This is a genomic window from Microbacterium sp. NPDC007973, assembly GCF_042958465.1.
GTDB lineage: Bacteria > Actinomycetota > Actinomycetes > Actinomycetales > Microbacteriaceae > Microbacterium > Microbacterium galbum.
Genome location: NZ_JBIBJJ010000003.1, coordinates 725,392 through 750,836 on the forward strand (window position 1 = coordinate 725,392; position 25,445 = coordinate 750,836).

General features: G+C 70.4%; 24 protein-coding genes. 13 read left to right on the top strand and 11 right to left on the bottom strand.

The features are described from left to right. Positions 1 to 54 precede the first annotated feature (54 nt). From ACFZA2_RS12415 to ACFZA2_RS12430, 4 genes are all read right to left on the bottom strand, one after another. Positions 55 to 546, bottom strand: coding sequence for a hypothetical protein (locus ACFZA2_RS12415; RefSeq protein ID WP_391405104.1), 492 nt, complete (start codon positions 544 to 546; stop codon positions 55 to 57). Further along, entirely contained in the window at positions 536 to 2,341 is a 1,806-nt protein-coding gene (locus tag ACFZA2_RS12420) for an alpha/beta hydrolase (RefSeq protein WP_391405107.1), read from the bottom strand. Before ACFZA2_RS12420 ends, ACFZA2_RS12415 begins: the two co-directional genes overlap by 11 nt. After that, positions 2,338 to 2,634, bottom strand: coding sequence for a hypothetical protein (locus ACFZA2_RS12425; RefSeq protein WP_391405110.1), 297 nt, complete (start codon positions 2,632 to 2,634; stop codon positions 2,338 to 2,340). The genes ACFZA2_RS12420 and ACFZA2_RS12425 overlap by 4 nt, the downstream gene beginning before the upstream one ends. 154 nt (positions 2,635 to 2,788) lie before the next feature. After that, entirely contained in the window at positions 2,789 to 3,964 is a 1,176-nt protein-coding gene (locus ACFZA2_RS12430; protein ID WP_391405113.1) for a MarP family serine protease, read from the bottom strand. 221 nt (positions 3,965 to 4,185) lie between these two features. Between ACFZA2_RS12430 and ACFZA2_RS12435 the strand changes: the two genes are divergently transcribed. From ACFZA2_RS12435 to ACFZA2_RS12460, 6 genes are read left to right on the top strand one after another with little or no spacing between them, the layout of a single operon-like run. Next, positions 4,186 to 4,911 carry an NUDIX domain-containing protein gene (locus ACFZA2_RS12435; protein ID WP_391405116.1) on the top strand — a complete coding sequence of 242 codons (726 nt, stop codon included), beginning with the start codon at positions 4,186 to 4,188 and terminating at the stop codon, positions 4,909 to 4,911. 12 nt (positions 4,912 to 4,923) lie between these two features. Then, positions 4,924 to 6,255 carry a quinolinate synthase NadA gene (gene nadA, locus ACFZA2_RS12440; protein WP_391405119.1) on the top strand — a complete coding sequence of 444 codons (1,332 nt, stop codon included), beginning with the start codon at positions 4,924 to 4,926 and terminating at the stop codon, positions 6,253 to 6,255. Further along, positions 6,252 to 7,745: an L-aspartate oxidase gene (gene nadB / locus ACFZA2_RS12445; RefSeq protein WP_391405122.1), complete on the top strand. Its 1,494-nt coding sequence runs from the start codon at positions 6,252 to 6,254 to the stop codon at positions 7,743 to 7,745. Before nadA ends, nadB begins: the two co-directional genes overlap by 4 nt. After that, a complete protein-coding gene (gene nadC, locus ACFZA2_RS12450; protein ID WP_391405125.1) occupies positions 7,739 to 8,596 on the top strand; it encodes a carboxylating nicotinate-nucleotide diphosphorylase in 858 nt (285 codons plus the stop codon). Before nadB ends, nadC begins: the two co-directional genes overlap by 7 nt. Next, positions 8,593 to 9,723, top strand: coding sequence for a cysteine desulfurase family protein (locus ACFZA2_RS12455; RefSeq protein ID WP_391405127.1), 1,131 nt, complete (start codon positions 8,593 to 8,595; stop codon positions 9,721 to 9,723). Before nadC ends, ACFZA2_RS12455 begins: the two co-directional genes overlap by 4 nt. Further along, positions 9,720 to 10,616, top strand: coding sequence for a glycosyltransferase family 2 protein (locus tag ACFZA2_RS12460; RefSeq protein ID WP_391405129.1), 897 nt, complete (start codon positions 9,720 to 9,722; stop codon positions 10,614 to 10,616). Before ACFZA2_RS12455 ends, ACFZA2_RS12460 begins: the two co-directional genes overlap by 4 nt. Positions 10,617 to 10,634: 18 nt before the next feature. Here ACFZA2_RS12460 and ACFZA2_RS12465 read toward each other — a convergent pair whose 3' ends face one another. Next, the gene (locus tag ACFZA2_RS12465) at positions 10,635 to 12,572 is read right to left on the bottom strand and encodes an ABC transporter ATP-binding protein (protein WP_391405319.1); all 1,938 of its coding nucleotides are present in this window, start codon (positions 12,570 to 12,572) and stop codon (positions 10,635 to 10,637) included. Between the two features lie 200 nt (positions 12,573 to 12,772). On the opposite strand from ACFZA2_RS12465, the gene ACFZA2_RS12470 reads away from it, so the two are divergent. Further along, the gene (locus ACFZA2_RS12470; protein WP_391405133.1) at positions 12,773 to 14,266 is read left to right on the top strand and encodes an MDR family MFS transporter; all 1,494 of its coding nucleotides are present in this window, start codon (positions 12,773 to 12,775) and stop codon (positions 14,264 to 14,266) included. A 555-nt stretch (positions 14,267 to 14,821) separates the two neighbouring features. After that, positions 14,822 to 15,370: a type 1 glutamine amidotransferase domain-containing protein gene (locus ACFZA2_RS12475; protein WP_391405137.1), complete on the top strand. Its 549-nt coding sequence runs from the start codon at positions 14,822 to 14,824 to the stop codon at positions 15,368 to 15,370. A gap of 458 nt (positions 15,371 to 15,828) precedes the next feature. Here ACFZA2_RS12475 and ACFZA2_RS12480 read toward each other — a convergent pair whose 3' ends face one another. Both ACFZA2_RS12480 and ACFZA2_RS12485 read right to left on the bottom strand, forming a co-directional pair. Further along, positions 15,829 to 16,656, bottom strand: coding sequence for a DNA-formamidopyrimidine glycosylase family protein (locus tag ACFZA2_RS12480; protein WP_391405140.1), 828 nt, complete (start codon positions 16,654 to 16,656; stop codon positions 15,829 to 15,831). A gap of 13 nt (positions 16,657 to 16,669) precedes the next feature. After that, complete coding sequence (locus ACFZA2_RS12485) at positions 16,670 to 18,079, bottom strand: SPFH domain-containing protein (protein ID WP_391405143.1); 1,410 nt, start codon at positions 18,077 to 18,079, stop codon at positions 16,670 to 16,672. A 173-nt stretch (positions 18,080 to 18,252) separates the two neighbouring features. Between ACFZA2_RS12485 and ACFZA2_RS12490 the strand changes: the two genes are divergently transcribed. Continuing rightward, the gene (locus ACFZA2_RS12490) at positions 18,253 to 18,663 is read left to right on the top strand and encodes a glucose-6-phosphate dehydrogenase (protein WP_391405146.1); all 411 of its coding nucleotides are present in this window, start codon (positions 18,253 to 18,255) and stop codon (positions 18,661 to 18,663) included. Positions 18,664 to 18,727: 64 nt separating this feature from the next. Here ACFZA2_RS12490 and ACFZA2_RS12495 read toward each other — a convergent pair whose 3' ends face one another. Together ACFZA2_RS12495 and ACFZA2_RS12500 are read right to left on the bottom strand one after the other, a co-directional pair. Next, on the bottom strand, positions 18,728 to 19,696 hold the full coding sequence (locus ACFZA2_RS12495) for an aldose 1-epimerase family protein (protein ID WP_391405149.1): 969 nt from the start codon (positions 19,694 to 19,696) through the stop codon (positions 18,728 to 18,730). Between the two features lie 98 nt (positions 19,697 to 19,794). Then, a complete protein-coding gene (locus ACFZA2_RS12500) occupies positions 19,795 to 19,965 on the bottom strand; it encodes a CsbD family protein (protein ID WP_391405152.1) in 171 nt (56 codons plus the stop codon). Between the two features lie 172 nt (positions 19,966 to 20,137). Between ACFZA2_RS12500 and ACFZA2_RS12505 the strand changes: the two genes are divergently transcribed. Next, positions 20,138 to 21,454 carry a D-alanyl-D-alanine carboxypeptidase family protein gene (locus ACFZA2_RS12505; protein ID WP_391405155.1) on the top strand — a complete coding sequence of 439 codons (1,317 nt, stop codon included), beginning with the start codon at positions 20,138 to 20,140 and terminating at the stop codon, positions 21,452 to 21,454. Positions 21,455 to 21,595: 141 nt separating this feature from the next. Here ACFZA2_RS12505 and ACFZA2_RS12510 read toward each other — a convergent pair whose 3' ends face one another. Continuing rightward, positions 21,596 to 22,345 (bottom strand): hypothetical protein, encoded by a 750-nt coding sequence (locus ACFZA2_RS12510; protein WP_391405158.1) that lies wholly within the window; start codon positions 22,343 to 22,345, stop codon positions 21,596 to 21,598. A gap of 517 nt (positions 22,346 to 22,862) precedes the next feature. Between ACFZA2_RS12510 and ACFZA2_RS12515 the strand changes: the two genes are divergently transcribed. Genes ACFZA2_RS12515 through ACFZA2_RS12525 form a run of 3 tightly spaced genes read left to right on the top strand, consistent with a single transcriptional unit; the run spans position 22,863 to position 24,147 of the window. Continuing rightward, complete coding sequence (locus tag ACFZA2_RS12515) at positions 22,863 to 23,483, top strand: hypothetical protein (protein ID WP_391405160.1); 621 nt, start codon at positions 22,863 to 22,865, stop codon at positions 23,481 to 23,483. Then, entirely contained in the window at positions 23,480 to 23,884 is a 405-nt protein-coding gene (locus ACFZA2_RS12520) for a type II toxin-antitoxin system Phd/YefM family antitoxin (protein ID WP_391405163.1), read from the top strand. The genes ACFZA2_RS12515 and ACFZA2_RS12520 overlap by 4 nt, the downstream gene beginning before the upstream one ends. Beyond that, entirely contained in the window at positions 23,881 to 24,147 is a 267-nt protein-coding gene (locus tag ACFZA2_RS12525) for a Txe/YoeB family addiction module toxin (protein ID WP_391405166.1), read from the top strand. The genes ACFZA2_RS12520 and ACFZA2_RS12525 overlap by 4 nt, the downstream gene beginning before the upstream one ends. A gap of 206 nt (positions 24,148 to 24,353) precedes the next feature. Here the strand turns inward: ACFZA2_RS12525 and ychF are convergent, their stop codons facing one another. Continuing rightward, the gene (gene ychF, locus ACFZA2_RS12530; RefSeq protein ID WP_391405169.1) at positions 24,354 to 25,427 is read right to left on the bottom strand and encodes a redox-regulated ATPase YchF; all 1,074 of its coding nucleotides are present in this window, start codon (positions 25,425 to 25,427) and stop codon (positions 24,354 to 24,356) included. Between the last annotated feature and the right edge of the window lie 18 nt (positions 25,428 to 25,445).

Here is a 25,445-nt window from a genome sequence, read left to right on the forward strand (position 1 = left end):
GGTGTGGACTTGTGGGGTCAGCCTAGCGGAGCTTCGGTCGGCCTCGTGAGATGTTCAGCCGTTGTCCTGTTTGCGGAGGTCGTCGGCGTCGCCGGGGACGCAGCGGGAGGTGCCGGTGATGTAGTAGTTGCCGGGTGCGGTGGAGAAGGACAAACCTTCAACGGGACCTCCCGTGGCATAAACGACGTACGACGGGCTTTCAACGACGCGGACGTCCATTCCGAGAGCAGTCCAATGCTCCGCCATTTTTCGGGCGTCAGCTGCGTGATCTCGTTCGGGTTGCGGGTCAGCGTTGTACCAATAGTTGTAGTTCACACGTTCGCCGGGCTGGTCACCACAGTTCCCCACATCCGCCGGGCCCACCTCCGCCCATTCCACCTGGCCAAGAATGGCCGCGCTCTCCTCAATCGTCGACGTGAGCCTCTCGCGAGCCGATACGGGACTTTCGTCGGCGGGCGCTGCGCAGGAAGCCAACAACAACGTCAGCCCCAGTACCGCAGCCGCGCTGGTCATCCAGCGAGGCACCCGGTCAGCGTCAACCGCCATGCGTCATTCCTTCGATAAGCCCTTGCTGGAGCGGCGTCGGTCCCGGCGGTACATGGTCCGACACCTGTTGGCTGAGCCCAACGGTCGCGGCCGCTACATTGCGCAAGGACTCGGTGCGGGGGTCTAGATAGCCCGTGCCCTGGGGAGTACTGACCTCATGATGAGTCACGGGCAGTAGCTCACCCTCCCCAGCGACACTGAATGCATGAGCACCAAAGCCCGGCGCAATCGGATCGACGGGGTGGGCTGCGGACATTCTCCCTACCCATGCCCACGGATCACCGCCAGCAGGATCAATGGCCAAGACGTCCTGCGCCTGCCCGGAATAAACCTCCGTCGAATGCAGAAGGGTCGACTCATTTATTTGTGGCGGCAACCCAGCCGATCCCAAAGAAACGAAGGCCGCCACATGAACGTCATCCTGCGCGAGCGCGAAAGACGCCGTCGTCGTCCCGTATGAATGGGCCACCACGTTGACGTCGATACCGGCCCGCGAACATTGGAGGGCTCGGATGTCACCAGCCAGTGCGTCTCCACCTCGCCTGGCGAGATCGGAGCCTAGGACATCGAACTCACCTGCGCCTGTCGGGAGAGGTGGCGTGTGGTACCCAACCCATGCGACCGTTGCGTGAGATCGCCCCGGATCGAGCTGGTCTTGCATCGTCAGCAGGTTCTGGGTCGCGCGTGCCCAGTCACTGATGTGTTCGGTGGTCGTACCCATTCCCGGCACCGCGAGCGTTATGACGTCGGCAGCGTCGAGGTCACCGATCGAGATCGAAGCGAGCGGGGGCGCGTCGTCGGTGAGGGAGATGAGCTGCCTCAGCGAGCCGGTGGCGGTTTCCGCGAGCGCCATCGCGATGTTCTCCAGCCCCGCCACCCGCGCCCGTGCGGTGTCCCTTCGTTTAGCCACGGCCTCCGATCCAGCGGCCGCATTGATCCGCGAGGAAAGCGAAGGCGCGTCCGCCTCCGCCAGCGCCGCACGCGCCTCATCGAGCTGCGTGCGCAGCCAGATGCGGTTCGCTTCGTCGCGGGCGGCGTAAGCCGCACCGCCGAGGTTGCCGATCACCGCGGGAGCGGCGTGGATGAGCGCGTGCTTCTGCGCGTCGTCGAGCGCGGACCACCACGGCGCGACCACAGAGGGCTCCGCCTGGCTGAGGACCTGTGCGAGCGCGGGTCGCGCGCGCAGCACCGTGGCCAGGCTCGGGCCGTCGGCGCCGGCGATCGCGTCCAGCGCCTGAGAAGAGGACACGCATCCGGTGAGCACGGCCAGCCACTCGTCTGCGTCGAGCCCGGGGGTTGCGATGGCGCGGCGGAGGGCGGCGGCGGCGCGCTCCGCCGCCGTGTCGAGCGCGGACCGCGCGTCGTCGAGGATCGACCGGGCTTCGCTCCGCGGCTCCAGACTGCGCAACGGCTGCCGATCCGGCGCGGGAAAGCTCGTCGTCACGGGCGGAGCGGCGTCCAGGGCGTCAGCGCGGTTCCAGAGATCGACGGCGTCTCCGGCGCGGGCACGGGCGGACTCCAGCGCCGCGACGAACTCCTCCAGCGCCGTCTGAGCGACGCGAAAGGCCGAGGCCATGGCATCCCACCGCGAGGCTGCGACCGACACGCGTCGCTCGTAGGCATCTGCCGCTTCGCCCGCCCATTCCGGCACCGAGCGCACCCGCCGCAGCCTGGCGGCGGACTCCTCGGCGTCGACCGCACGGGCCGTCCACAGAGCGACCGTTCGGTGCAGAGCGGCCGTATTCCCGGGGATGAGCCGTACCGGATCCGTGGACTGACCGAGTTCCGCCGTCACGGGAGGCTCCATCCGGCGGCCGATGCGAGCGCTCGGATCCCCTCGACGGCTGCGGTCTCCGAGCTCTCGAAGAGATCGGCGACGTCGCGCAGCCCTGCCGCCGTGGCGTCGATCTCGCGCTCCCGCTCGGATCGACAATCGTTCAGGCAGGCGACGAACTCAGCCAGCGCGAGCGAGAGATCGGGCTGACCCGGGACGCTCAGCAGCGGGAGGGGACTCAGGCCCGCCGAGACCTCTTTGAACTTCGTCGCGGCTCGTCGTACCTCGTCGACCGAGAGGGAGATGAGCGGCATGGGAGCGATCGTAGGGAGACCGCGGGCCCCACCGGATCACCCTGTGGACAACTTCACCCGCGCGGGTGCGCGGCCTCGCGAACGCCGTCGGTCCCACCGTCCGAGCCCTCGTCGGCACCCGCGCCCGACTCGCGCAGATGCCAGCATCCTGCGGTCAGCCCCGCGTGCAGCTTCCGGATGCCACGGGCGTCGACAGCGCGTCGATCTGCGCCATGACCGGGAGGAGTTCGGCAGGGGTCATGGCGTAGCCGACGTTGTCGTCGGTGTCGGAACGCGCGAAGACGATGCCGGCGACCTCTCCCGAGGTGGTCAGAAGCGGTCCGCCGGAGTTGCCGGGGCGGACGATCCCGGCGATCGCGTAGATGTCGCGGGGAGAGGACGCTCCGTCGTAGATGTCGGGGACGGGCACCGTCCCCTCCGAGAGGATCTGCGCGCTGCCCGACGTGAACGGGCCGCCGCCGGGGTAGCCCTGCACGACGGCGGATTCCCCCACCGCGAGCGTCGACACGATGGGGAGGGCCGCGGCGTCCAACTGATCCACCGAGATCACGGCGATGTCGTCGATCGGGTCGAAGTAGGTGACACGACCCTCGCGAGCGGGCTGACCGGGAAGCTCGACCAGCGGGGCATCGACTCCGGCGACGACGTGGGCGTTGGTGACGACGCGGTCGTCGGCGACGACGAAGCCCGACCCGCTCGAGGTGATACCGCACGCGTAGGCGGTGCCGGAGATGCGGGCGACCGACTGGGCAGCCTGGGTCAGAGCCGGGTCGTCGAGCGCGATCTCGGGCGCGCTGGGCACGGGGCCGATCTGGATGAGCGAACCGAAGCTCGGGATGCCGCCGGCGAACACCTGTCCGCGCAGGTCGGCGAGCGCTCCGCGCACGGGAGGCGGCGTGAGGTCGTCGATCGTTCGCACCACCGTGGAAGAGCCCAGAGCGGCCGAGACCACGGGCAGACCCACGGGCGTCAGGGATCCCGCGACGAAGGAGATCGCCAGAGCGGCGGCGGCGACATTCGCGACGCCCCCGAGCAGACGCTCGGGCACGCGGAGCTTGATGCGGTCGGCGCCGCGGCGGAAGAATCCGCCGACCGCGCTGCCGAGACCCGAACCGATCATCAGCAGCAGGATGCCGGCGAGGATCATCGCGGGGCCGCGCCAGGCCGGGGCGGTGACCCATTGTCCGACGAAGGGCGTGACCCAGTACGCGGCGACGGCACCCGCCGCGAGCCCGGCGAAGAAGCCGATCGTAGCGAGGAATCCGCGCGACAGGCCCACGATGAGAGCGATCGCCAGAAGGGCGATCAGAACGATGTCGATGATCGGCATCCGACCTCCTGAGTCCTCCCCGAGGCTAGGCGGCGCGTCTGAGAGAACCCTTTCGACGCGCGGGGCCGGGCAGGCGCCGATCCTGCGACCGGGCGCTGAAGTCGCCGGTGGCCCCGGGCCACCCCGCGACACGGTCTCCGACAGGAGGTGCCCGGAATCATCGCGCGATTCGCCCTTCGGGTCGGATTGACACTAAGATCGATCCCGGAGATATGGTCACCATGACACGAACCCCTCGCCCCGAGACCCGCGACGCCGACGTGCGCGTCGCGGTGTCGACCGTCATCTTCAGCGTGCGCCGCGACGCCGACGACGAACCCGTACTCTCGCTCCCCCTCGTGCGCCGCACGCGCGATCCGTTCGATGGGCGCTGGGCGCTGCCCGGCGGATGGCTGGACGCGACCGAGGGCCTCGACGCCGCGGCGTCCCGCACCCTCGCCGAGACGACCGGCCTCACCCCCAGCTACCTCGAGCAGCTCTACGCGTTCGGCGCCGTGGACCGCTCCCCCACGCGCGTCGTGTCGATCGTGTACTGGGCACTGCTGCGCTCCGACGAGGTCGACGCGCAGGTCGCGGCCCACGCGCGGGAGGGCGACGCTCCCGAGAACGTCGCATGGTTCGACGCGACCGATCTGCCGACGCTCGCGTTCGACCACAACGACATCGTCGAATACACGCTGTGGCGCCTGCGCAACAAGGTCGGCTACAGCCGCATCGCGCACGGACTTCTGCCCGACGAGTTCACGCTCGCCGATCTTCGCGAGGTCACCGAGTCGATCCTCGGCAAGCGCCTCGACCCGGCGAACTTCCGCCGCCAGGTCGACACCTCCGACACCCTCATCCCGACCGAACGCTTCCGCACCGGGAGCCACCGACCCGCCCGCCTCTACCGCTATAACCGCGACGTGGAGCTCGCCGACCGCGGCCCGCTCCCGTCCCGTCACTGATCGGAAACGCCCATGTCCGCCACGCCTCTCACCCTGCAGCCCCGCCCGGCCGTCGACCCCAGCGTCGATCACGCGATCCAGGCGATCGTCGCGGGAACGTCGACCGATGCGACCTGCACGACGGATCTCGCCGTGGGTCCGTGGGACTTCGACACCCGCCCCGGCTATGGTCCGGGCTCGTCGATGGGCGACGTCATCCCCACCGGCGCTCCGCGGCAGGGCGAGCTGCCGCAGGACTACCGCGACGCCTCCGACGACGAGCTCGACGCCCGCATCCGCGCGGCGAAGCAGACTCTCGGCGAGCGCGTCGTCGTGCTCGGGCACTTCTATCAGCGCGAGGAGGTCGTGCGTCACGCCGACTACGTGGGCGACTCGTTCCAGCTCGCCAATGCCGCGAAGGAGCGCCCCGAGGCCGAGGCGATCGTGTTCTGCGGCGTGCACTTCATGGCAGAGACGGCCGATCTGCTCTCACGCCCCGATCAGGCCGTGATCCTGCCGAACCTCGCCGCGGGATGCTCGATGGCCGACATGGCCGACATCGACCAGGTCGAGGAGTGCTGGGAGCAGCTGGAGGAGGTCCTCGGCGACCTCGAGACCCCGGATGCCGAGGGACTCGTCCCCGTCATCCCGGTGACGTACATGAATTCCAGCGCCGCCATCAAGGGCTTCGTCGGCCGCCACGGTGGGATCGTCTGCACCTCGTCGAACGCCCGCACGGTGCTGGAGTGGGCGTTTGCGCGCGGACGCCGCGTGCTGTTCTTCCCCGACCAGCACCTCGGCCGCAACACGGCAAAGGCGATGGGCGTGCCGCTGGAGCAGATGCCGATGTGGAACCCGCGCAAGGCGCTCGGCGGCTCGACCGCGGAACAGCTCGCAGACAGCCGCGTCATCCTGTGGCACGGCTTCTGCTCCGTGCACCGTCGCTTCACCGTCGACCAGATCGCCAAGGCCCGCACCGAGCACCCCGGGGTGCGCGTGATCGTGCACCCCGAGTGTCCGATGGACGTGGTGGATGCCGCGGACGAGGCCGGCTCGACCGACATCATCCGCAAGGCCATCGCCGCCGCGACCGAGCCCACCACCTTCGCGATCGGCACCGAGATCAACCTCGTTCAACGCCTGGCCGCGCAATACCCGCAGCACGAGATCTTCTGCCTCGACCCGGTGGTCTGCCCCTGCTCGACGATGTATCGCATCCACCCGGGCTACCTCGCGTGGGTGCTCGAGTCGCTCGTCGCGGGCGAGGTCGTCAATCGCATCACCGTCCCGGCCGATGTGGCCGAGCCCGCGACCGTGGCCCTCGAGCGCATGCTCGCGGCCAAGCCGAACGGCGCGGTGAAATGACCACCGTCGTCGTGGTGGGCAGCGGCATCGCCGGTCTCACGGCGGCGCTGCACGCTCACGAGGCGGGATGCCGCGTCACCGTCGTGACCAAGGGCGCCCTGCCCGACACCAATACGCGCTGGGCGCAGGGGGGCATCGCCGCCGTCACCGACCCGACGGACACCGTCGCCTCGCACGCGGCCGACACGATCACCGCGGGTGCGGGATTGAACGACCCGGATGCCGTGGAGGTGCTCGTCGGCGAGGGACCCGCGCGCATCGCCGAGCTCGTGGACCGCGGGGTCGGCTTCGACCGCACCGCGGACGGCGATTTCTCGCGCGGTCTCGAGGCGGCGCACGCCGTCGCCCGCGTGCTGCACGCCGGCGGGGACGCGACCGGCGCCGCCATCCAAGCGGCCCTCGGTGCCGCGGTGCGGCGCGCCGGCATCGCCCTCCGCGAGCACGCGCTCTTGCGCGACCTGCTCGTCGTCGACGGACGCGTCCGGGGGGTCGAGCTCGCCGACGGCGAGCGCCTCTTCGCCGACGCCGTCATCCTCGCCACCGGCGGGGCCGGACAGCTCTACGCGCACACCACCAACCCCGCCGGGGCGACCGGTGACGGCATCGCCGCTGCGATCCGCGCGGGAGCGGCGGTCGCCGACCTCGAGTTCGTGCAGTTCCACCCGACGGCGCTCGCCGTCGGCACGCCCTTCCTGGTGTCGGAGGCCGTCCGCGGCGAGGGCGCCGTGCTCATCGATGACGCGGGACACCGCTTCGCGTTCGACGCGCACCCCGACGGCGAGCTCGCCCCCCGTGACGTCGTCGCCCGCGCCAACGCCCGTGCTATGGCCGCGCAGGACGGTCACCCCGTCCGCCTCGACGCCACCGCCCTGGGCGCGGAGCGCTTGGCTCGGCGCTTCCCCACGATCGACGCCGCCGTGCGCGAGCGCGGCCTCGACTGGGCGCACGAGCCCATCCCGGTCACCCCCGCGGCGCACTATCTCATGGGCGGCGTCGTGACCGACCTCGACGGGCGCACCACGGTGTCCGGACTGTACGCGGTGGGCGAGACGGCGCGGACCGGCGTGCACGGGGCGAACCGGTTGGCATCCAACTCGCTGCTCGAAGGGGCCGTGTTCGGCACGCGCGCCGGAGACGCCGTCGCGCGTGACCGCGACTGGCCCGTCGCGCCGGTCGCCCCCGCGCGACCGGCGCCCGTGGCCGTCAACACCGACGCCCCGGCGTTCTCCCGCGCGGCTCTGCAACGGCTCATGTGGGACGACGCGGGCCTCGTGCGCGACGCCTCCGGGCTCGACCGCGCCGCGGCGACGCTCGCCGCGTGGCGGGCGGCGGGACGCCTCGCGTCGGTGGAGGACGACAACCTCCTCCTCGTCGCCACCCACGTCGTGGACGCGGCGCGGGCGCGCACCGCCTCCGTCGGCGCCCACTACCGCTCGGACGCCGCCGAACCGGCATCCCTTTCCGCCCCTCCGGAGGTCCTCACATGCTGACCCGCGCCACCATCGACCGTGTCGTCTCCGCCGCCCTCGACGAGGACGCCCCCTGGGGCGACCTCACGAGCGAGACCCTCATTCCGGAAGACGCGACGGCGCGCGCCGAGCTGGTCGCCCGCGTCGACGGCGTCTTCAGCGGAGCCGCCGTCTTCGCCGCGGCGTTCACCCTCACCGATCCGTCGATCACGGTCGAGCAGCGCGTCGCCGACGGGGCGCGCTTCTCCCCCGGCGACACGCTCGCGGTGGTGACCGGTCCCGCGCGCGCGGTGCTCACGGCGGAGCGCATCGGATTGAACTTCGTGCAGCGCATGTCGGGCATCGCGACCCTCACCAGCCGCTACGTCACCGAGGTCGCCCACACCGGCGCCCGGATCGTCGACACCCGCAAGACCACCCCGGGCCTGCGCGCCATCGAACGACAGGCGGTGCGCGACGGCGGCGGCCACAATCACCGCTTCTCGCTCTCGGATGCCGTGATGGCGAAGGACAACCACCTCGCCGTGCTCACCGCGAACGGCCTGTCGGTCACCCAGGCTCTCGAGAGTGCGATCGCGCGGCTGCCGCACACCACGCATGTCGAGGTCGAGGTCGACCGTCTCGAGCAGATCGACGCCGTGCTCGCCGCGGGCGTCGGAACGATCATGCTCGACAACTTCTCGCTCGACGATCTGCGCACCGGCGTCGCCCGTATCGCGGGAGCAGCGCAGGTCGAGGCCTCGGGAGGGGTCACCCTCGACACGGTGCGCGCCATCGCCGAGACCGGCGTCGACGTCATCTCCGTCGGCGCGCTCACCCACTCGGCGTCGTCGCTCGACCTCGGACTCGACATCCGCATCGAGACGGCGTGAGCCTCTACCTCGACAACGCCGCGACGACGCCCGTGCGCCCCGAGGTGCTCGAGGCGATGGCCCCGTACCTCACGCGGTACTTCGGCAACCCGTCGAGCCATCACGAGGTCGGGGAGGCAGCGGCATCCGCCCTCGACGACGCCCGATCGCGGGTGGCCGCCGTCCTCGGGATGCGGACGGGAGACGTGATCTTCACCTCCGGCGGCACGGAGTCCAACAACGCCGCCATCAAGGGCCTCGTCCTGGGATCGGGCAAGAGGCACCTCGTCACGACGGCGATCGAGCACGAGTCGGTGCTCGCCTCCGCCGATTACCTCTCCCGCCTGCACGGGGTCGCGGTGACGCACGCCCCGATCGACGGCACGGGAACGCTCACCCCCGATGCGCTCGCCGCGAGCCTGCGCGCGGACACCGCGCTCGTGAGCGTCGGCTACGCCAACAACGAGATCGGCACGGTCCAGGACGCCACCGCCCTCGCCGCCGTCGCCCACGAGCGCGGAGTGCCCCTTCACCTGGATGCCGTGCAGGCGGCCGGGTGGCTCCCCCTGGCCGGCCTCGGGGCGGATGCCGTGACCGTGGCCGGCCACAAGGTCGGCGCCCCCAAGGGCACCGGCATCCTGGCCGTGCGCGGGCGACTTCCGTTCGAACCACTGCTGCACGGCGGCGGCCAAGAGCGCGGACGCCGGTCGGGGACGCCGGATGTCGCGGGAGCCGTCGCCATCGCCACCGCCCTCACCCTCGCCGAGGCGGAGCGCGCGGAGGAGGCCGCCCGCGTCGCGGGGCTGCGCGACGCGTTCGTCTCCCGGGTCCTCGCGCTCGTGCCCGACGCGCGCGTCACCGGCCACCCGACCCGTCGCCTCCCGGGCACCGCGAGCTTCGTCTTCCCCGGCACGAACGGCGAGACCGTCCTGCTCGAGCTGGAACGCCGCGGCGTCGTCTCCTCGAGCGGCTCGGCGTGCGCGGCCGGCAGCGACGAGGCGTCGCACGTGCTGCTCGCGATCGGCCTGGATCACGATACGGCCCGCACCGCCGTGCGCTTCACGCTGCCGCACGGCCTCACGGCATCCCTCGATCCCGTCGCGGATGCGGTCGCTGCGGCCGTGACGGCCGTAGGATCGCGCGGGTGAGTTCCACCCCGGTCACCGTCATCGTCCCCGGTTTCGACGTCGCCGAGTACGCAACAGAAGCCCTCGATTCGCTCCGCGCGCAGACGCACCCGCACTGGACGGCGGTGCTCGTCGACGACGCCTCGACCGACGACACGGCCCGCATCTTCGCCGACGCCGAGGCCGACGACCCCCGCTTCCGTCTCGTCCGCCACACGGAGCAGCGCGGCCTCGGCGCCGCCCGCAACACCGGACTCGCGCGGGTCGACACGCCCTACACCGCCTTCCTCGACGCCGACGACATCCTCCGTCCCGACGCCCTCGCCCGCCTCGCCGACACCCTCGATCGCACCGGGAGCGACTTCGTCGTGGGCGCGTACGTGCGCCTTCGGCCGGACGCCGAGGGCCCGGGGTACACCCCGGGCGAGGTGCAGCCGTGGGTCGCGGCGGCCACCGCCCCGGCCCGCTCGGGGACGACGCTGGCGCAGCACCCCGCGGCATCCGGGAACATCGTCGCGTGGTCCAAGCTCAGCCGCACCACCTTCTGGCACGAGCACGGTCTCCGCTTCCCCGAGGGGCGCTACTACGAGGACCAGGTTCTCGCCCAGCGCATGTATACCTCGGCGGCGGCGTTCGACGTGGTCCCCGACGTGATCGTCGAGTGGCGCCAGCGCCGCGACGGCGGGTCGATCACCCAGCGCCTGGGCGAGGTCCACGTGCTGCGCGACTACCTCGAGGCCCTCGGCGAGGGCATCGCCGTGCTGCGCGCCGCTGGGGCCGACGCGGCCGTCGACGAGCGCGGGCGGCTGATCCGCACGCTGGATCTCCCGCCGCTGCGGCGCATCGCCGAAACGCATCCGGACGCGTCGTACCGCATCGCGCTCGAGGCGTTCATGGAGTCGCTGCCGGGCTGAGGCCGGGGCCGCGTCGAGCTACGCCGGTGCCTCGTCGGCCCGGCGCGCGGGAAGGGCGGAGCGGGCCAGCCCCGCCTCGTCGAGCTGCTCCTCGGCGAGCACGAACGAGGCCGCGAGCTGCTCGGCGGCGAGGCTGGCGTACAGTCCCCCGCGCGCCAGCAGTTCGCCGTGCGTGCCGGATTCGACGATGCGTCCGGCATCCACCACGTGAATCTGATCGGCGCCGATCACCGTCGACAGGCGGTGGGCGATCGACAGAGTGGTGCGACCGTGCGAGGCGGTCTCGAGGGCTTCCTGCACGATGCGCTCCGAGACGGTGTCGAGGGCGCTCGTCGCCTCGTCGAGCAGCAGCACGGGCGGGTCTTTCAGCAGCACCCGCGCGATCGCGATGCGCTGCTTCTCGCCGCCCGAGAGGCGGTATCCACGTTCACCGACGACGGTGTCGTACCCGGCCTCGAAACCGGCGATCACGTGGTGGATGTTGGCCGCCCGACACGCGGCCTCGATCTCGTCGTCGGTGGCGTCGGGACGGGCGTAGCGCAGGTTCTCGCGGACGGTCGCATGGAAGAGGTAGGTCTCCTGCGAGACGATGCCGATCTCGTCGATGATCGAGGCGCGCTCGAGCGAACGCACATCGGCTCCCGAGAACAGGACCGCACCGCCGGTGGCTTCGTACATGCGCGGCGTCAGGTACAGGATGGTCGTCTTCCCCGCGCCGGACGGCCCGACGAAAGCCACGTGCTGGCCGGGCTCGACCGTGAACGACACGCCGTCGAGGGTCGGTCGCGCCTGCGCGGGGGCATCCGGGTACCGGAACTCCACGTCGCGGAACTCGATGCGCCCGAGCGGTCCGGGCGCGGCCGAGACGGGACCCGCATCGGGCACGTCGACGATGGCCGGGCGCAGGTCGAGGTACTCGAAGATCCGGGCGAACAGCGCGGAGGAGGTCTGCACGTCGAGCGCGACGCGCATGAGGCCCATCAGGGGCATGAGCAGCCGCGCCTGCACCGTGGTGAAGGCGACGATGGTGCCGGCGGTGATCGCCCCCGCACCGCCGCCGATGAGGTATCCCGAGACGAGGTAGATGACCGCGGGCACGCTCGACATGATCACCTGTACGACGGCGAAGAAGCCCTGACCGCTCATCGCGCGGCGCACCTGAAGGCGCACCTGGTTGTCGTTCTCGGTGTCGAAGCGCGCGGACTCGGTGCGCTGGCGGTTGAACGACTTCGACAACAGGATACCCGAGACGCTCAACGTCTCCTGCGTGATCGCGGACAGCTCCGACAGCGACTCCTGCGTCTCACCCGCGATGCGGGCCCGCACCTGGCCCACCCGTCGTTGGACGAACAGCAGGAACGGCATGAGCGCGACCGCGATGAGGGTGAGCCGCCAGTCGATGAGGATCATGGCCACGAGCGACGCGATGACGGTGACGGCGTTGCCGAGGATGCTGGTGACGGTGTTGGTCAGCACACCCGACACGCCGCCCACGTCGTTCTGAAGACGCGATTGGATGACGCCCGTCTTCGTGCGGGTGAAGAACCCGAGCTCCATGTTCTGCAGGTGCTCGAACAGGCGGGTCCGCAGGTCGCCGGTGACCCGGTTCCCCACGGTGGCCGTGAGCCAGGTCTGACCGACGTTGAGAGCCGCGGAGACGAGGAAGAGCCCGATCATGAGGCTCACGAGGATCGCGAGAAGGCGCAGATCGGGGCTCGAGCCGTCGACGGGGAACAGCGCGTCGTCGAAGATACGCTGAACGAGCAGCGGCGGGATGACCGCGACGGCCGCGCCGACGACGACCAGCAGCGCCGTGAAGGCGATGCGGGCGCGGTAGGGGCGGAAGAGCTCGACGACCCGACGGCCCAGATTCGCCACCCGCGGCGCCTGGGCGTTGCGCTTGCGCTGCACGTCGGCATCCACGCCGCGGAACATGCTCCCGCCCATTCCGCCCATGCTCATGCGGGCCAGCCTACGTCCGCCCACCGACATCGAGCCCCGGACGGCGATGTCGGAGCCCCTCGGTAGGGTCGCTACCGGATCGTCTTCGATCCGATCGTCTCGATATCGGAATACCTCGGGCCGCGGGCCCGTTGTGTCCGACGCAGTCGCCCTCCGTGGCGCCACGAAGCCCCCCGCGCGTAAAGGACCTCGTCATGGCCGCCACCGGCACCATCCCCGTCTCCCGACCGACGACCGCATCGACCCCGTCGATGCCGGCGCATCGCCCCGGCCCGGTGATCGCGCTGCTCGTGGTCGCCGCCTTCGTCGTCATCCTGAACGAGACCACGATGTCGGTCGCGCTGCCGGCGATCATGGCCGACTTCGGCGTGAGCGCGGCGACCGGCCAGTGGCTCACCTCCGCGTTCCTGCTGACGATGGCCGTCATCATCCCCCTGACCGGCTTCCTCCTCGAACGCTTCCCGATCCGCGTGGTGTTCTTCAGCGCGATGGGCGTCTTCGCCGTCGGCACGTTCGTCGCCGCGGTCGCGCCGGCGTTCGGCGTCCTGCTCGCGGGACGCATCATCCAGGCGATGGGCACGGGCGTCATGATGCCCCTGCTGTTCACGACAGTGCTCAACCTGGTCCCCGCCAACAGGCGCGGTCGGGTGATGGGCGTCGTCACCATCGTCATCGCCGTCGCACCCGCGGTCGGGCCCACGGTCTCGGGCCTCATCCTCTCGGCCCTCACCTGGCACGCGATCTTCTGGCTCATCCTGCCCATCGCGCTCGTGGCCATCGCTCTCGGTGCGCGCTGGGTCCGCAACGTGACCGAGACCCGCCCCGATGCACGTTTCGACGTCCTCTCGGTCGTCCTCTCGGCGATCGGCTTCGGCGGTCTGGTCTACGGCCTGAGCGCCATCGGCGAATCGGCCTCCGGCCACGCGTCCGTCCCGGTGTGGATCCCGCTCGCGGTGGGCGCCGTGTTCGTCGCGGTCTTCGTTCTGCGCCAGCTCCGCCTGCAGCGCTCGGACTCCGCTCTGCTCGACCTGCGCGTCTTCCAGAGCCCCTCGTTCCGGCTCGCCGTCCCCCTGGTCGCGATCGTGATGGCAGCTCTCTTCGGGTCGCTCATCCTGCTGCCGATCTTCCTGCAGCAGGCGCTCGGCCTCAGCAGCCTGACCGTCGGACTCATGCTGCTTCCGGGCGGCGTGCTCATGGGGGTCATGGCACCCGTCGTCGGTCGCCTGTTCGACCGCTTCGGCCCGACTCCCCTCGTCATCCCCGGGATGCTGATCGCCGCGGCCGTGTTGTGGACGATGGCGCTCACCTTCGGCCAGGGCACCCCGATCTGGTGGATCGTCACGGTCTACCTCGCCCTGAACCTCGGGCTGGGCCTCGTGTTCACGCCTCTGATGACCTCCGCGCTCGGTTCGCTCCCCCGCCGCCTGTACTCGCACGGCAGTGCCGTCGTCGGCACCGCTCAGCAGGTCGCCGGTGCCGCCGGCACGGCCGGCTTCGTGGCGATCATGACCGTGTTCTCGAGCATCGCCCTCGCCGGTGGCACCGACCAGGCCGGTGCCGTCGCGTCCGGCGTGCACGCGTCCTTCCTCGTCGGCGCGGTGATCGCCACGGCCGCGGTCGTCCTCGCGTGCTTCGTGCGCAAGCCCGCGGAGGCGGAAGAAGCCGGCGCGGCCATCGTCGCGCACTGACCGGCATTCGAGGCGGGCGCGCACCGCAAAGGCGAGCGCCCGTCTCGCGGACTGCGCTGGCAACCGGCGCCATCGACGTCGCAGCGAGACACCGCGCGGGCCCCGGCTCACGACCAGAGGGGGCGATCGACATCGCCGCGCGGGGCGCGGACGCGTCGCGTCAGAAAGACGTCAGCGAGCGCTCAGAGAGAGCACGAGCCGCCACCGCAGCACTGCGAGGCGGAAGGAGCATCGTCGTCGGAATCGACAGCGGGGGCGTTCAGCAGCGTGAGAAGCGGCGTGGACGCGGGGGTCGTGTCAGACGTGGAGTCACCGGACATGCGCTCCATGCTACGCCTGCGCGTGCGGGCGAGGGCCGGTGTCGCCCCGCCCTCCCGTCCCGCCGGGAGCGACCGGACCAACGCACGTGCGGGCACGCCCCGGCGCCCGCCGTCGTTCGACACGGCCGGCCCGCTTCGCGGTTAACCCCTGCGCGGGGCATCCGCAACCCCCGCCCTGTCCTCGTGTCTCGTTCCTAGCGTGGATAACCCCACGACAACGAAGAGAGGCGTATCCATGACCGATCTCAGCGGCAAGCGCATCGCATTCCTGGCCACCGACGGTTTCGAAGACAGCGAGCTGACGAGCCCGTGGGAGGCCGTGACCTCCGCCGGCGCCGAAGCGGTGCTCGTCTCGCCGAACGAGGGCAGCATCAGCGGCGAGAAGGGGCATGAGCAGAAGGTCGACCTCGCCGTTTCGGGCGCCTCCGCCGGCGACTTCGACGCGCTCGTCCTTCCGGGCGGCGTGCAGAACGCCGACGACATCCGCATCGTGAAGGATGCCGTGTCCTTCGCCCGCGACTTCTTCGACCAGCACAAGCCGGTCGCCGTCATCTGCCACGGCGGGTGGATCCTGACCGAGGCCGATGTGCTGAAGGGGCGCACGCTCACCAGCTACCCCACGCTGCAGACCGACCTCCGCAACGCCGGCGCCACCTGGGTCGACGAGGAGGTCCACGTCGACCAGGGCCTCGTCTCCAGCCGCAACCCCGACGACCTGCCGGCCTTCAACGCCAAGCTCGTCGAAGAGGTCGCCGAAGGAAAGCACTCCGGCCAGACCGCCTGAGCGCGATCGTTTGCAGGGCCCTGGACCGCGGTTCGGGGCCCTTTCGCGTGCCGCCGGGCTCTCGCATCCTCCGCGTTCGGCGCACAGTCAGCCCGGATGCTCGGTAACCGGCTGACCCTGCGCAGATCCCCAACCCTGCGCACATCCTCAACCCTGCGCAGATCCCCAACCCTGCGCAGATCCCCAATCCTGCGCACATCCTCAACCCTGCGCAGAGACCTGGCCCTGCGCAGATCCCCGACCCTGCGCAGATCCCCGACCCTGCGCAGATCCCCGACCCTGCGCAGATCCCCGACCCTGCGCAGATCCCCAACCCTGCGCAGATCACCGAATCGGTGCCGATCGCCGCGAGCGTCACGCGGGCACGGCGCCGATCTCGGCACGCACCGACCGGATGACGCCCCTCCGGGAACTGACCGAAACGCCCCCGGTCGGACACCCCGCTCCCGCTCCGCTCCTCAGCCGCCCTGACACGACGGGCACCACTGGCCGCCGCCCTTCGTCCCGGGGATGTCCTCGATCACGCCGCCGCACCCCGGACACGGCTCACCCGTGCGACCGTGCACCTTCATCGCCGCCACCTTCGCGGCCTTCTGCTCGGCGATCGGCACTCCGCGACGCGACGCCACAGCCTTGCCGAGCGTGTCGCGCAGTGCCCCGAACAGCCGCATCACCTCATCGTCCGTCAGCGACGAGGCGTGGGCGACCGGCGAGAGTCGCGCGGCGAAGAGGATCTCATCCGAGTACGCGTTGCCGATCCCGGCCAGCGTCTCCTGTTCCTGCAGCAGGGCCTTGAGCTGCTTGCGGCGTCCGCCCAGCGCCACCCGGAGCATCTCGAGCGAATAGTCCGGGTCGATGGCCTCTGGTCCGAGCTTCGCCACCGAGGGCACCTCGCGCGGCTCGTCGACGAGGTGCAGCTGGACGGACAGCCACTCCCCCGCATCCGTGATGCCCAGCTCGCCGTCGTCGAATACGACCCGCGCGATGACGGCGGCGGCAGGGGATGCCGCGGCCTCGGCGAGCTGTGGTGCGGCGTCGGCGTCGGTCCACGTCGCCCACCCCGCCCGGCCGAACCCGAGCGAGAGATGCGCACCGTCCAGGTCGAGGTCGATGTGCTTGCCGAATCGCGTCACGGCGATCACCCGGTGACCCACGAGCTGGTCGAGGGGACGGCCGCGGGTCTTCCACGCCCTCCCCTCGACGAGCTCGGTGCCGACGACCTCGCGACCGATCAGGCGCTCGCGCAGGAACAGCGCGAGCGCCTCGACCTCGGGGGCTTCGGGCATCGGCGGGTGCCGCTCAGACCCCGAGGTCCGACGCCGCGGGCGGCGCCGCGGGGGCGCTGGATACCGGCGCCTCGGACGCGGGGCGACGCGCCGACTCGGCGAATGCGTCGGCCACGGCGCGGCCCTGGATGATCTGCGTCAGGTCGATCCCCGTCGCCGCCTTCACGGCCTCGAACGAGGAGCGCAGGCCCGTCGCCGACTCGGTCGCGAGGTGGCCGCTCGCGCCCTCGCCGCCGAGAACGGTGACGTTGCCGACGCGGTCGTAACCCTTGGCGAACTCGGCCATCATCGGCACCAGCGCCTCGAGAGCGCGCTGGGCGAGCAGGGCTTCCTGGTTCTGCGACAGGGCCTCGGCCTCGGCGCGGATCGCCTCGGCGCGCGCCTCACCGGCCAGGCGCACGGCCTGCGCGTCGGCTTCGGCGCGCACGCGAACGGCGGAGGCCTCCTGCTCGGCGATCTGAGCGCGAGCCTCTGCGGCCTTGATCTGCGCGTACGCCTCGGCGTCGGCATCCTTCTGGCGCTGGTACAGGTCGGCGTCGGCCACGCGGGAGACCTCGGACTCGAGGCGCGCCTGCGTGTTCTGCGCCTCCTGCTGCAGAACCGCCTGACGACGCTCGGCGCGGGTGAGGGCCTCGGCCTGCTCGGCTTCGGCGTTGGCCCGACCGACCTCGGCCTTGGCCGCGGCGCTGTTCTTGTCGAGCTTCGTCTGCTCGATCAGGTTCGCCTCGTCGGTGGCGATCTGGCGTGCGCGGATCTCGCGAACCGCGTTGATGCGGGCGACCTCCGCCTCGCGCTTCACGCGCTCGACCTCGGTCGCACCGAGGGCGGCGATGTAGCCGTTGCCGTCGGTGACGCCCTGGATCTGGAAGGAGTCGAGGATGAGGCCCTGCGACGACAGGTCGCCCTTGATGCCCTCGGCGATCTGGTCCGACAGCCGCTGCCGGTCGCGCATGAGCTCCTCGACGGTCAGCGTCGCGACGACGCCGCGGAGCGCACCCTCGAGCTGCTCGGTCGTGAACTGCTCGATCGCCTTGTCCTGCGAGGCGAAGCGCTCGGCTGCGCGGCGCACCGACTCGGGGTCGGAGCCGATCTTGACCAGCGCCACACCACTGACGTTCACGGTCACACCGTTGGACGATTGCGCGGTCGGCTCCATCTTGATCTGACGCGCGCGCAACGAGATCATCTCGCCGCGCTGCGTGAGCGGGTTGACGATGGCACCGCCGCCGGTGATGACGGTGATGCGCGACGATTCTCCGTCCGCGCTCTTCTGGCGCTTGCCGACGATGACCAGGGCTTCGTCGGCCTTGGCGACGCGGTACCAGCCGCGGATCAAGCCCGCTATGACGAGAAAGACGACGATGACGACGACGAGTGCGATGACCACGACGATGCCGATCGCCCCCAGAGCAGCAAATTCCATGGTTCTCCTTCGACAGGCACCGCTGGAGGCGGCGCGGGGGAATTCCTTCCAACCTATCCGGGGTCCCGCGGGCGCTGTCCAGCCCCGGAGCGCACGATCGGCGTCCCCGAGGGGCTGGGGAGGAGCGTACCGTTGAGGGTGAGGCGGCCCGAACCGCCGAAGAAGGGTCCCCCATGAAGATCGTTTCGTCGCAGGACTGGCGGGATGCCATCCGCTTCGACGCCCCCGTCCTCGTCGCCGACGTCGTACCGGGCGAAGCCACCCGGTGCGTCGCGTGCGGCACCGACGGTCCGCTGTACGAGCGCACCGAGCTGTGGGCGGTCAAGCACCGCCACCCGAAGCACCACGGCGGATTCGTCCGCTTCTACTGCGAGGCGCACAAGCCGGTCGCCCCGCCCCCGCCGCCCGCCCCGACCATCGAGATGCGTCGCGTGCGTGCGGCCGCGCCGAAGGCCGAGCGCCGCAGCACGAGCCCCAAACCCACCCCGATCACCGACCGCCCCACGCGGGCGATGTGCCCGGACTGCTTCGTCGAGGTCTCGGCGGGCGGCGACTGCGGCATGTGCGGCGCGCAGGTGGTCTGACCCGCGGTCTTCACCAAAGAACCGCCCCGGAGCACTCCGGGGCGGTTCTTTCGTTTGCAGGGTCTCAGCGGGCCGAGATCGTCCAGCCGGCCTCGTGCGACGCGCCCGGATCGAGCGAGACCACGCCGGTGGCGAAGTCGTAGGCGTCATCGTTGAAGGCGTCGGGCGCGCAGGTCATCGGCTCCACCGCCAGCCCGGCGCGGTGCCCGGGCGTCCCGGGCCCGGCCGGGAGGTCGGCGGTGTGGATCTGCACCCACGAGCAGTCCTCGGCCCAAGTCATCGCCACTCCGGTGCCGGCGGGGTCGGTGAGGGTGACGGTGGCGCGGCCGTCGGCATCCCGGATCAGCCCGGTGTAGGCGTGGTCGATCTCGACGGCGCCGAGCACGCGCTCCTCGCGGTAGTCGAAACGGTCGGCGTCGACCTCGACGGATGCCAGGGCCACCGGCGCGAGACGATCGGGCGTGACCTCGAGCACGGTGTCGGCCGGGAGCGAGAGCGACCACTCGTCGAGCGCGGCCGGACCGGCGACGAGGTAGGGGTGCGGGCCGGTGCCCCATGGCGCCGGGGTGTCGGACAGGTTGGTCGCTCGAACGGTCTGCGTCAGGCCGTCGGCTCCGAGGCGGAACGTGGTGGACACGACGAGCCACCAGGGGTATCCGGCCTGAGCGGTCACGGTCGCGGTCAGGGTGACGGCGTCGTCGGAGGCGTCGAGCACGTTCCAGTCCACCCACGACAGCAGACCGTGCAGGGCGTGGCCGCGGTTCGGCTCGGTGAGCGGCAGCTGGTGCTCCTCGCCGTCGAAACGATGGATACCGTCCACCACCCGGTTGGGCCAGGGCGCGAGCGTTGTGCCGCGATAGGCGGGTCGCAGTTCGTCGGCGTCGAAGGGGACCACGAGGTCACGGCCGTCGAAGGTGAGCGAGCGGAGGGACGCGCCGACACTGGCGATCGCGGCTTCGTAGCCGTGGGCGCGGAGGACGACGGGGGTGCCCGAGACGAGCGTGGGCGTCTCGGTGGGAACGGCAGCGGTCATTCCGCCATTATCGCGAACGCGGGCGCCTGTCCCCGGCATCCGTTCCGGAAACGACGAATGCCCCGACCGCGAGGGTCGGGGCATTCGGGGAGGGCGACTTACTTGAAGGCGTCCTTGACGTTCTCGCCGGCCTGCTTGGCGTGGGCCTTGGTCTGGTCCGCCTGGCCCTCGGCTTCGAGGCGCTCGTTGTCGGTAACCTTGCCCGTCGCTTCTTTCGCCTTGCCCGCGATGTTCTCAGCGGCGTTCTTGATTTTGTCGTCGAGTCCCATGTCGGCACCTCCCGTTAGGTTTCCGGGTATCTCCCGATGTGCGTCCACGCTAGATCTGCGCGCCCGACGCGGCGGGGGGCTTGAAATTCATGTGCGTGTGAGGCAAGCCGACGGGATAGGTTCGAGGCATGCGCCGGGGGGAAGCATCATTCGCGACGGGCGGTCGCATCTCATGACCGCGCCCGACACGCTCGCCGATTTCTCGAGTCTCCTCGACGAGGCACCGCGCGAGCCGGCACCGCCCGGGCGGGCCGGGCGGGTCGCGCTCATCGTCTTCCTCGTCGTTCTCCTCGCCACCCTCGGCGGTGGCGGCGGCTACGTCTGGTGGGCGTCGTCGGCGGCCCTGCCCGCCCCGACCGTCACCTCGCAGACGCCGAGCGTGAACGCGGCGGGCCCGGCATCCTTGGTCCTGCCCTCCTCCGGCTCGGTGCGGATGAGCATCGACGGCGGCGAACAGTATCTCGGACCCGACGCGGCCGGGGTCTTCGCGTCGTCGGGGGGCGACGACGCCCGTCCCATCGCCAGCATTGCGAAGCTCATGACGGCTCTGGTCGTGCTCGATGCGCACCCGCTGGGTGACGCCGCCGACCCCGGACCCACCATCTCCTTCACCGAGGCCGACACCGACCTGTACGACCGCTTCTACGTGCAGGGCGTCACGATCGCGAACATGCCCGATGGCACGCGCATGCCGTTGCACGACGCCCTGGCCACGATGCTCCTGCCCTCGGCGAGCAACTACGCGGTCGCGATCGCCCGCTGGGGCTTCGGATCGGAGGGCGCGTACGTCGACGCCGCTCGGTCCTGGCTGACCCGCAACGGCCTGAACGACACCCGCATCGTGGATGCCACGGGCATCGACGCGCGCAACACCTCCACGCCCGGCGATCTGATCGCCATCGCCCGCTTGGCCGCGGCGAACCCCACGATCGCCGCGATCACCGCGATGCGTTCGATCAGCGTGACCGGTGCGGGCACCGTGACCAACACGAACGACCTGCTGGGCACGCTCGGGATCGACGGACTCAAGACCGGCAATCTCGGCGACGGCACGTTCAACCTGCTGTTCACGGCGTCCCTCGATGTCGGCATCGGCAGCCCGCTCGAGATCACGGGCGTGCGCCTGGGCGGCGAGACCCACGACAGCACCGACGACGACGTGGCCCGCCTGCTGCAGAGCATCGCCGACGGGTTCCACGATCTGCAGGTCGGCAGCCTCGGCGAGACGATCGGTACGATCAGCACGCCCTGGGGGTCGCAGGCGGAGCTCGTGCTCGCGAAGAATGCGGAGGTGCGCACCTGGTCGGACACCCCCGTGACCGTGACCCTCGACACCGAGACGCCGCGCACCTACGCCGATGGCGAGACGGTCGGGACCGTCACGTGGACGGCGGGTCCGCAATCGACCTCGGCCGACGTGAAGATCTCCGGCGCCATCGAGGAGCCCACGCTGCTGTGGCGTCTGACCCACCCGGGCGAACTCGGCTGACACGCGTCACCGCAGGTGGTCGCCCGCCCACAGCGCCGCCGGATGGCCGGGGGCTCTGTCGTGTTCCGCGCGGGGCGCTTTCCGTGATCCCCGCTCCGCCGGCGGACTGCGGCGTCGTCGGTCGCCTGCCACCGTCCGCGGTCAGGAGCCGGCGACGCCCTGCGGCCCCACCGTCGTCGGCGCGAACCCGGCGAATCCGTCGATGCGCTGCTGGGCCGCGGTGGTCCCCAGCTCGGCGCGCAGATGCGGGTGCGTCCAATAGAAGTGGGCCGCGGCGTATACCGCGCGGGGCGCCGCGTCGAGCGCGAACGTGGCGATCTGCCACGACCGCAGCTCGCCCGAGGCGAGGTCGACGTCGCGCTCGATGCGCAGGACCGGGATCTTCACCGGGCGCGCCTGCTGCACCCCGGAGTCGTTCGTTGTCGTCGCGACGACGGCCTTCACTTCGGACCACGGGATGTTCGTGCCCACGCCCTGGAACCGCACCGCGATGCCGCTGCGCCCGACCGCCACGCACTGACGGTTTCCCCACGATGAGCGGCTCCGCGAGGCGAGGAGCAGGCTGATGAACGAGATGAGGAAGAACAGCCCGATGAGCCCGAAGACACCCGCGATCACGTACGGGATCGGGCCCTCCATCGCCGGGGTGGTGCCGGCCTGCATCAACACGGCGACGACCACCCACCCGAGGAACAGGGTGATGACACCGGTCACGACGGTCAGGAACAGCGGAGGTTTCTTCAGCGGGGCGACGTGCAGCCAGTCGTCGGGCGCGCGCTCGAAGGTGCGATTGAACATTTCCGCGGGCAGAAGCGACAACCGCTTCTTGGATGCCGCCGGCCACACCCACCCGGGCGGAACATAGGCGATGCGGGCGTCGGGGGTGTCCATGGAGCCCAGTGTAGGGAGCGAGCCCCGGGCTCAGATGTGCTCGCATAGCGCATCCAAGACGCAGGGCACCCCGCCGCGCATCGCGATGGCCGCGATGAGTGTCACGGTGAGCAGCACCGTCCAGTAGACGATGAAACCGGGGCCGCCGCCGGCACCGGTCGCGTGACAGACCAGGGGCGCCGTGCCGCCGCACAGAGAGTTGCCTGCTGCGAAGCCGAATCCGACCCCGAGCGCCCGGGTGTCGACACGACGAACGCGGCAAGGACGACGCCGCTGGTGGCGCACTCTGCTCCCGCTCCCCCGGCCCCGAACGCGGCCTCCCACACGATGTACGGCACGGCTACCGTCGCCGTGTAGAACGCGGCGCTTCCTCTGGTGGTGAGCAGGATCACCCTGCAGGCGTTCAACACGGATCCTGCCAGAATGGTCCGCTCCGCCGAGTGATTTTCGTCGCTGCAGGAGCGAAAGCGCTGTTCGCGCCGACCGTGTCCTGTCGTCCCGTGCCTACGTTCGATCCGTGAACATCTTCAATCTCGAATGGGGAACGATCGCCGACTGGGTCGCCGCGGTCGCCGCAGCCCTCGGTGCCGGTCTCAGCATCGCCGCTCTTCGACATGCGCTCGCTGCAAACCGAACGGCGGAGCAGACACGGCTGGATGCGGTGCGAGCCGCCGCTGCCACCGACGCTCGCGAGCGTGCCCGCGACGACACCGACCGCAACCGTGAGCGGCGTGCCCTGGCGGGGAGTGTCGCCGCCTGGTGGGCGGCGGACCGCGCGGAGACGGGGCGTCGCTACGTCGTCGTCGTCTCCAATCAGAGTCCGACCTCGGCTGTTTTCCACGACGTGGACGTGACGGTCGCTGGCTGGCGCGGCACGACCCATGTCATCCACATGAACATCCTCCCGCCGGGGAAGTTCTTCATCGAGCAGAGCATGGACGGCGGTCAGCCACGATGGACGCGCATCCCGCTACCTGTCGGCCGCGACGACGTTCTCGACCCCTTCACCGTGGCATCCGATCGATCCATCGTGCAGCTCGAGTACAACGATGGGCTCGGGACCCGTTGGCGGTGGACTCCGCGCGACGGACTCGCCGAGATCGAGCGCGTCGACGTTCCCGCAGTGCTAGGCGGATGACCCACCTGCAACGAGTGCCGAAGGGCCCCGAAACGCGTGCTGCCGTCGCGACCGCCCGCTGCCCGCAGGTCAAGACCACCTTGTCACGCGGCGGACCCGTTACTCGGCATACGGCGAGTGGTACGCTTTTTGGTACAACTCCGGGAGGACTCATGGCCATTACGACGAGCGAGGCACGCCGCGACCTGTTCGGCCTCATCGAGCGGGTCAATCTCGACCACACGGAGATCGAAATCACCTCCAAGCGCGGCTCCGCCGTGCTCATGTCGAAGGACGAATACGACTCCCTCGTCGAAACGAGCTACCTGCTCCGCTCCCCCGAGAACGCCCGCCGCCTCCTGAGCGCCCTCGCAAGCGTTCGCGACGGCAAAATCGAAGAACACGACCTCCTCGAACCGTGAGCGAACGCAAGCTCGCCTGGACAGCCGAGGGGTGGCACGACTACCTCTACTGGCAGACCCAGGATCGCAAGACCCTCCGCCGGATCAATCAGCTCATTGCCGACACGCTGCGCGGCGATCCATTCGAGGGGATCGGCAAGCCCGAAGCCCTCAAGCACGCCCTCGCCGGCGCCTGGTCGCGCCGGATAGACGAGGCGAATCGCCTCGTTTACGTCGCGAGTGACACCCACATCACGATCGTGCAGGCGCGCTACCACTACTGACCCCGCTACATGCGCTTCATGGCGCTTACCTACTCAGCTCGAGAAGGGGCGGCCACAACGCTGAACCCGTACAGCCATTCGTGGCCCACGGCCGACGACAGCACGGGCCGCGACGAGCACTCTCGTCGAGAGCGTTCTGCGGACCTTCATGGGCTCGGGCGGACGAGCTCGCCACCCTCCGCGTAACTCCGAGGCAGAAATCCCGCTCAATTGTTGAACCGGAACTCCACCACGTCGCCGTCCTGCATGACGTAGTCCTTGCCCTCGAGGCGCGCTTTGCCCTTCGCGCGGGCCTCGGCGACCGAGCCGAGCTCGACGAGGTCGGCGAACGAGATGACCTCAGCCTTGATGAAGCCCTTCTCGAAGTCGGTGTGGATGACACCGGCCGCCTGCGGGGCCTTCGCGCCCTGCGGGATCGTCCACGCGCGGGCCTCCTTGGGGCCGGCGGTGAGGTAGGTCTGCAGGCCGAGCGTGTCGAAGCCGATACGGGCGAGCTGGTCGAGGCCCGACTCGTCCTGACCGGTGGATGCCAGAAGTTCGGCGGCATCCTCGGGGTCGAGGTCGATCAGCTCGGACTCGATCTTGGCATCCAGGAAGACGGCCTTCGCGGGCGCCACCAGCGCCGACAGCTCGTCCTTGCGAGCCTGGTCGGTGAGCACCGCCTCGTCGACGTTGAAGACGAAGATGAAGGGCTTGGCGGTCAGCAGACCCAGCTCGCGGATGGGCGAGAGGTCGAGACCGGATCCCGAGAGCAGCACGCCGCGCTGCAGGGCGTCCTGCGCGGCCTTGGCCGCGTCGAGGACGGAGGGGTCGAGCTTCTTGCCCTTGACCTCCTTCTCATAGCGCGTGATGGCCTTCTCGAGGGTCTGGAGGTCGGCGAGCTGCAGCTCGGCGTTGATCGTCTCCATGTCGCCGGCGGGGTTGACCGCACCGTCGACGTGGACCACGTCGTCGTCGGCGAACCCGCGGACGACCTGTGCGATGGCATCCGCTTCACGGATGTTCGCGAGGAACTGGTTACCGAGGCCCTCGCCCTCGCTCGCGCCGCGCACGATGCCGGCGATGTCGACGAACGACACCGCGGCCGGCACGAGCCGCTCGCTGCCGAAGACGTCGGCCAGCTGCTGCAGGCGTGCATCGGGAAGGTTCACGACCCCGACGTTGGGCTCGATCGTGGCGAACGGATAGTTCGCGGCGAGCACCGAGTTCTTGGTCAGGGCGTTGAAGAGGGTCGACTTTCCGACGTTGGGAAGGCCGACGATTCCGATGGTAAGAGCCACGGGAGTCCAGGTTACCCG

Excerpts from the sequence above, each read along its gene's own strand:
- ACFZA2_RS12415 (WP_391405104.1), bottom strand. The coding sequence starts at position 546 with ATGGCGGTTGACGCTGACCGGGTGCCTCGCTGGATGACCAGCGCGGCT.
- ACFZA2_RS12425 (WP_391405110.1), bottom strand. The coding sequence starts at position 2,634 with ATGCCGCTCATCTCCCTCTCGGTCGACGAGGTACGACGAGCCGCGACG.
- ACFZA2_RS12430 (WP_391405113.1), bottom strand. The coding sequence starts at position 3,964 with ATGCCGATCATCGACATCGTTCTGATCGCCCTTCTGGCGATCGCTCTC.
- ACFZA2_RS12435 (WP_391405116.1), top strand. The coding sequence starts at position 4,186 with ATGACACGAACCCCTCGCCCCGAGACCCGCGACGCCGACGTGCGCGTC.
- nadA (WP_391405119.1), top strand. The coding sequence starts at position 4,924 with ATGTCCGCCACGCCTCTCACCCTGCAGCCCCGCCCGGCCGTCGACCCC.
- nadB (WP_391405122.1), top strand. The coding sequence starts at position 6,252 with ATGACCACCGTCGTCGTGGTGGGCAGCGGCATCGCCGGTCTCACGGCG.
- nadC (WP_391405125.1), top strand. The coding sequence starts at position 7,739 with ATGCTGACCCGCGCCACCATCGACCGTGTCGTCTCCGCCGCCCTCGAC.
- ACFZA2_RS12465 (WP_391405319.1), bottom strand. The coding sequence starts at position 12,572 with ATGGGCGGAATGGGCGGGAGCATGTTCCGCGGCGTGGATGCCGACGTG.
- ACFZA2_RS12470 (WP_391405133.1), top strand. The coding sequence starts at position 12,773 with ATGGCCGCCACCGGCACCATCCCCGTCTCCCGACCGACGACCGCATCG.
- ACFZA2_RS12475 (WP_391405137.1), top strand. The coding sequence starts at position 14,822 with ATGACCGATCTCAGCGGCAAGCGCATCGCATTCCTGGCCACCGACGGT.
- ACFZA2_RS12480 (WP_391405140.1), bottom strand. The coding sequence starts at position 16,656 with ATGCCCGAAGCCCCCGAGGTCGAGGCGCTCGCGCTGTTCCTGCGCGAG.
- ACFZA2_RS12485 (WP_391405143.1), bottom strand. The coding sequence starts at position 18,079 with ATGGAATTTGCTGCTCTGGGGGCGATCGGCATCGTCGTGGTCATCGCA.
- ACFZA2_RS12490 (WP_391405146.1), top strand. The coding sequence starts at position 18,253 with ATGAAGATCGTTTCGTCGCAGGACTGGCGGGATGCCATCCGCTTCGAC.
- ACFZA2_RS12495 (WP_391405149.1), bottom strand. The coding sequence starts at position 19,696 with ATGACCGCTGCCGTTCCCACCGAGACGCCCACGCTCGTCTCGGGCACC.
- ACFZA2_RS12500 (WP_391405152.1), bottom strand. The coding sequence starts at position 19,965 with ATGGGACTCGACGACAAAATCAAGAACGCCGCTGAGAACATCGCGGGC.
- ACFZA2_RS12505 (WP_391405155.1), top strand. The coding sequence starts at position 20,138 with ATGACCGCGCCCGACACGCTCGCCGATTTCTCGAGTCTCCTCGACGAG.
- ACFZA2_RS12510 (WP_391405158.1), bottom strand. The coding sequence starts at position 22,345 with ATGGACACCCCCGACGCCCGCATCGCCTATGTTCCGCCCGGGTGGGTG.
- ACFZA2_RS12520 (WP_391405163.1), top strand. The coding sequence starts at position 23,480 with ATGACCCACCTGCAACGAGTGCCGAAGGGCCCCGAAACGCGTGCTGCC.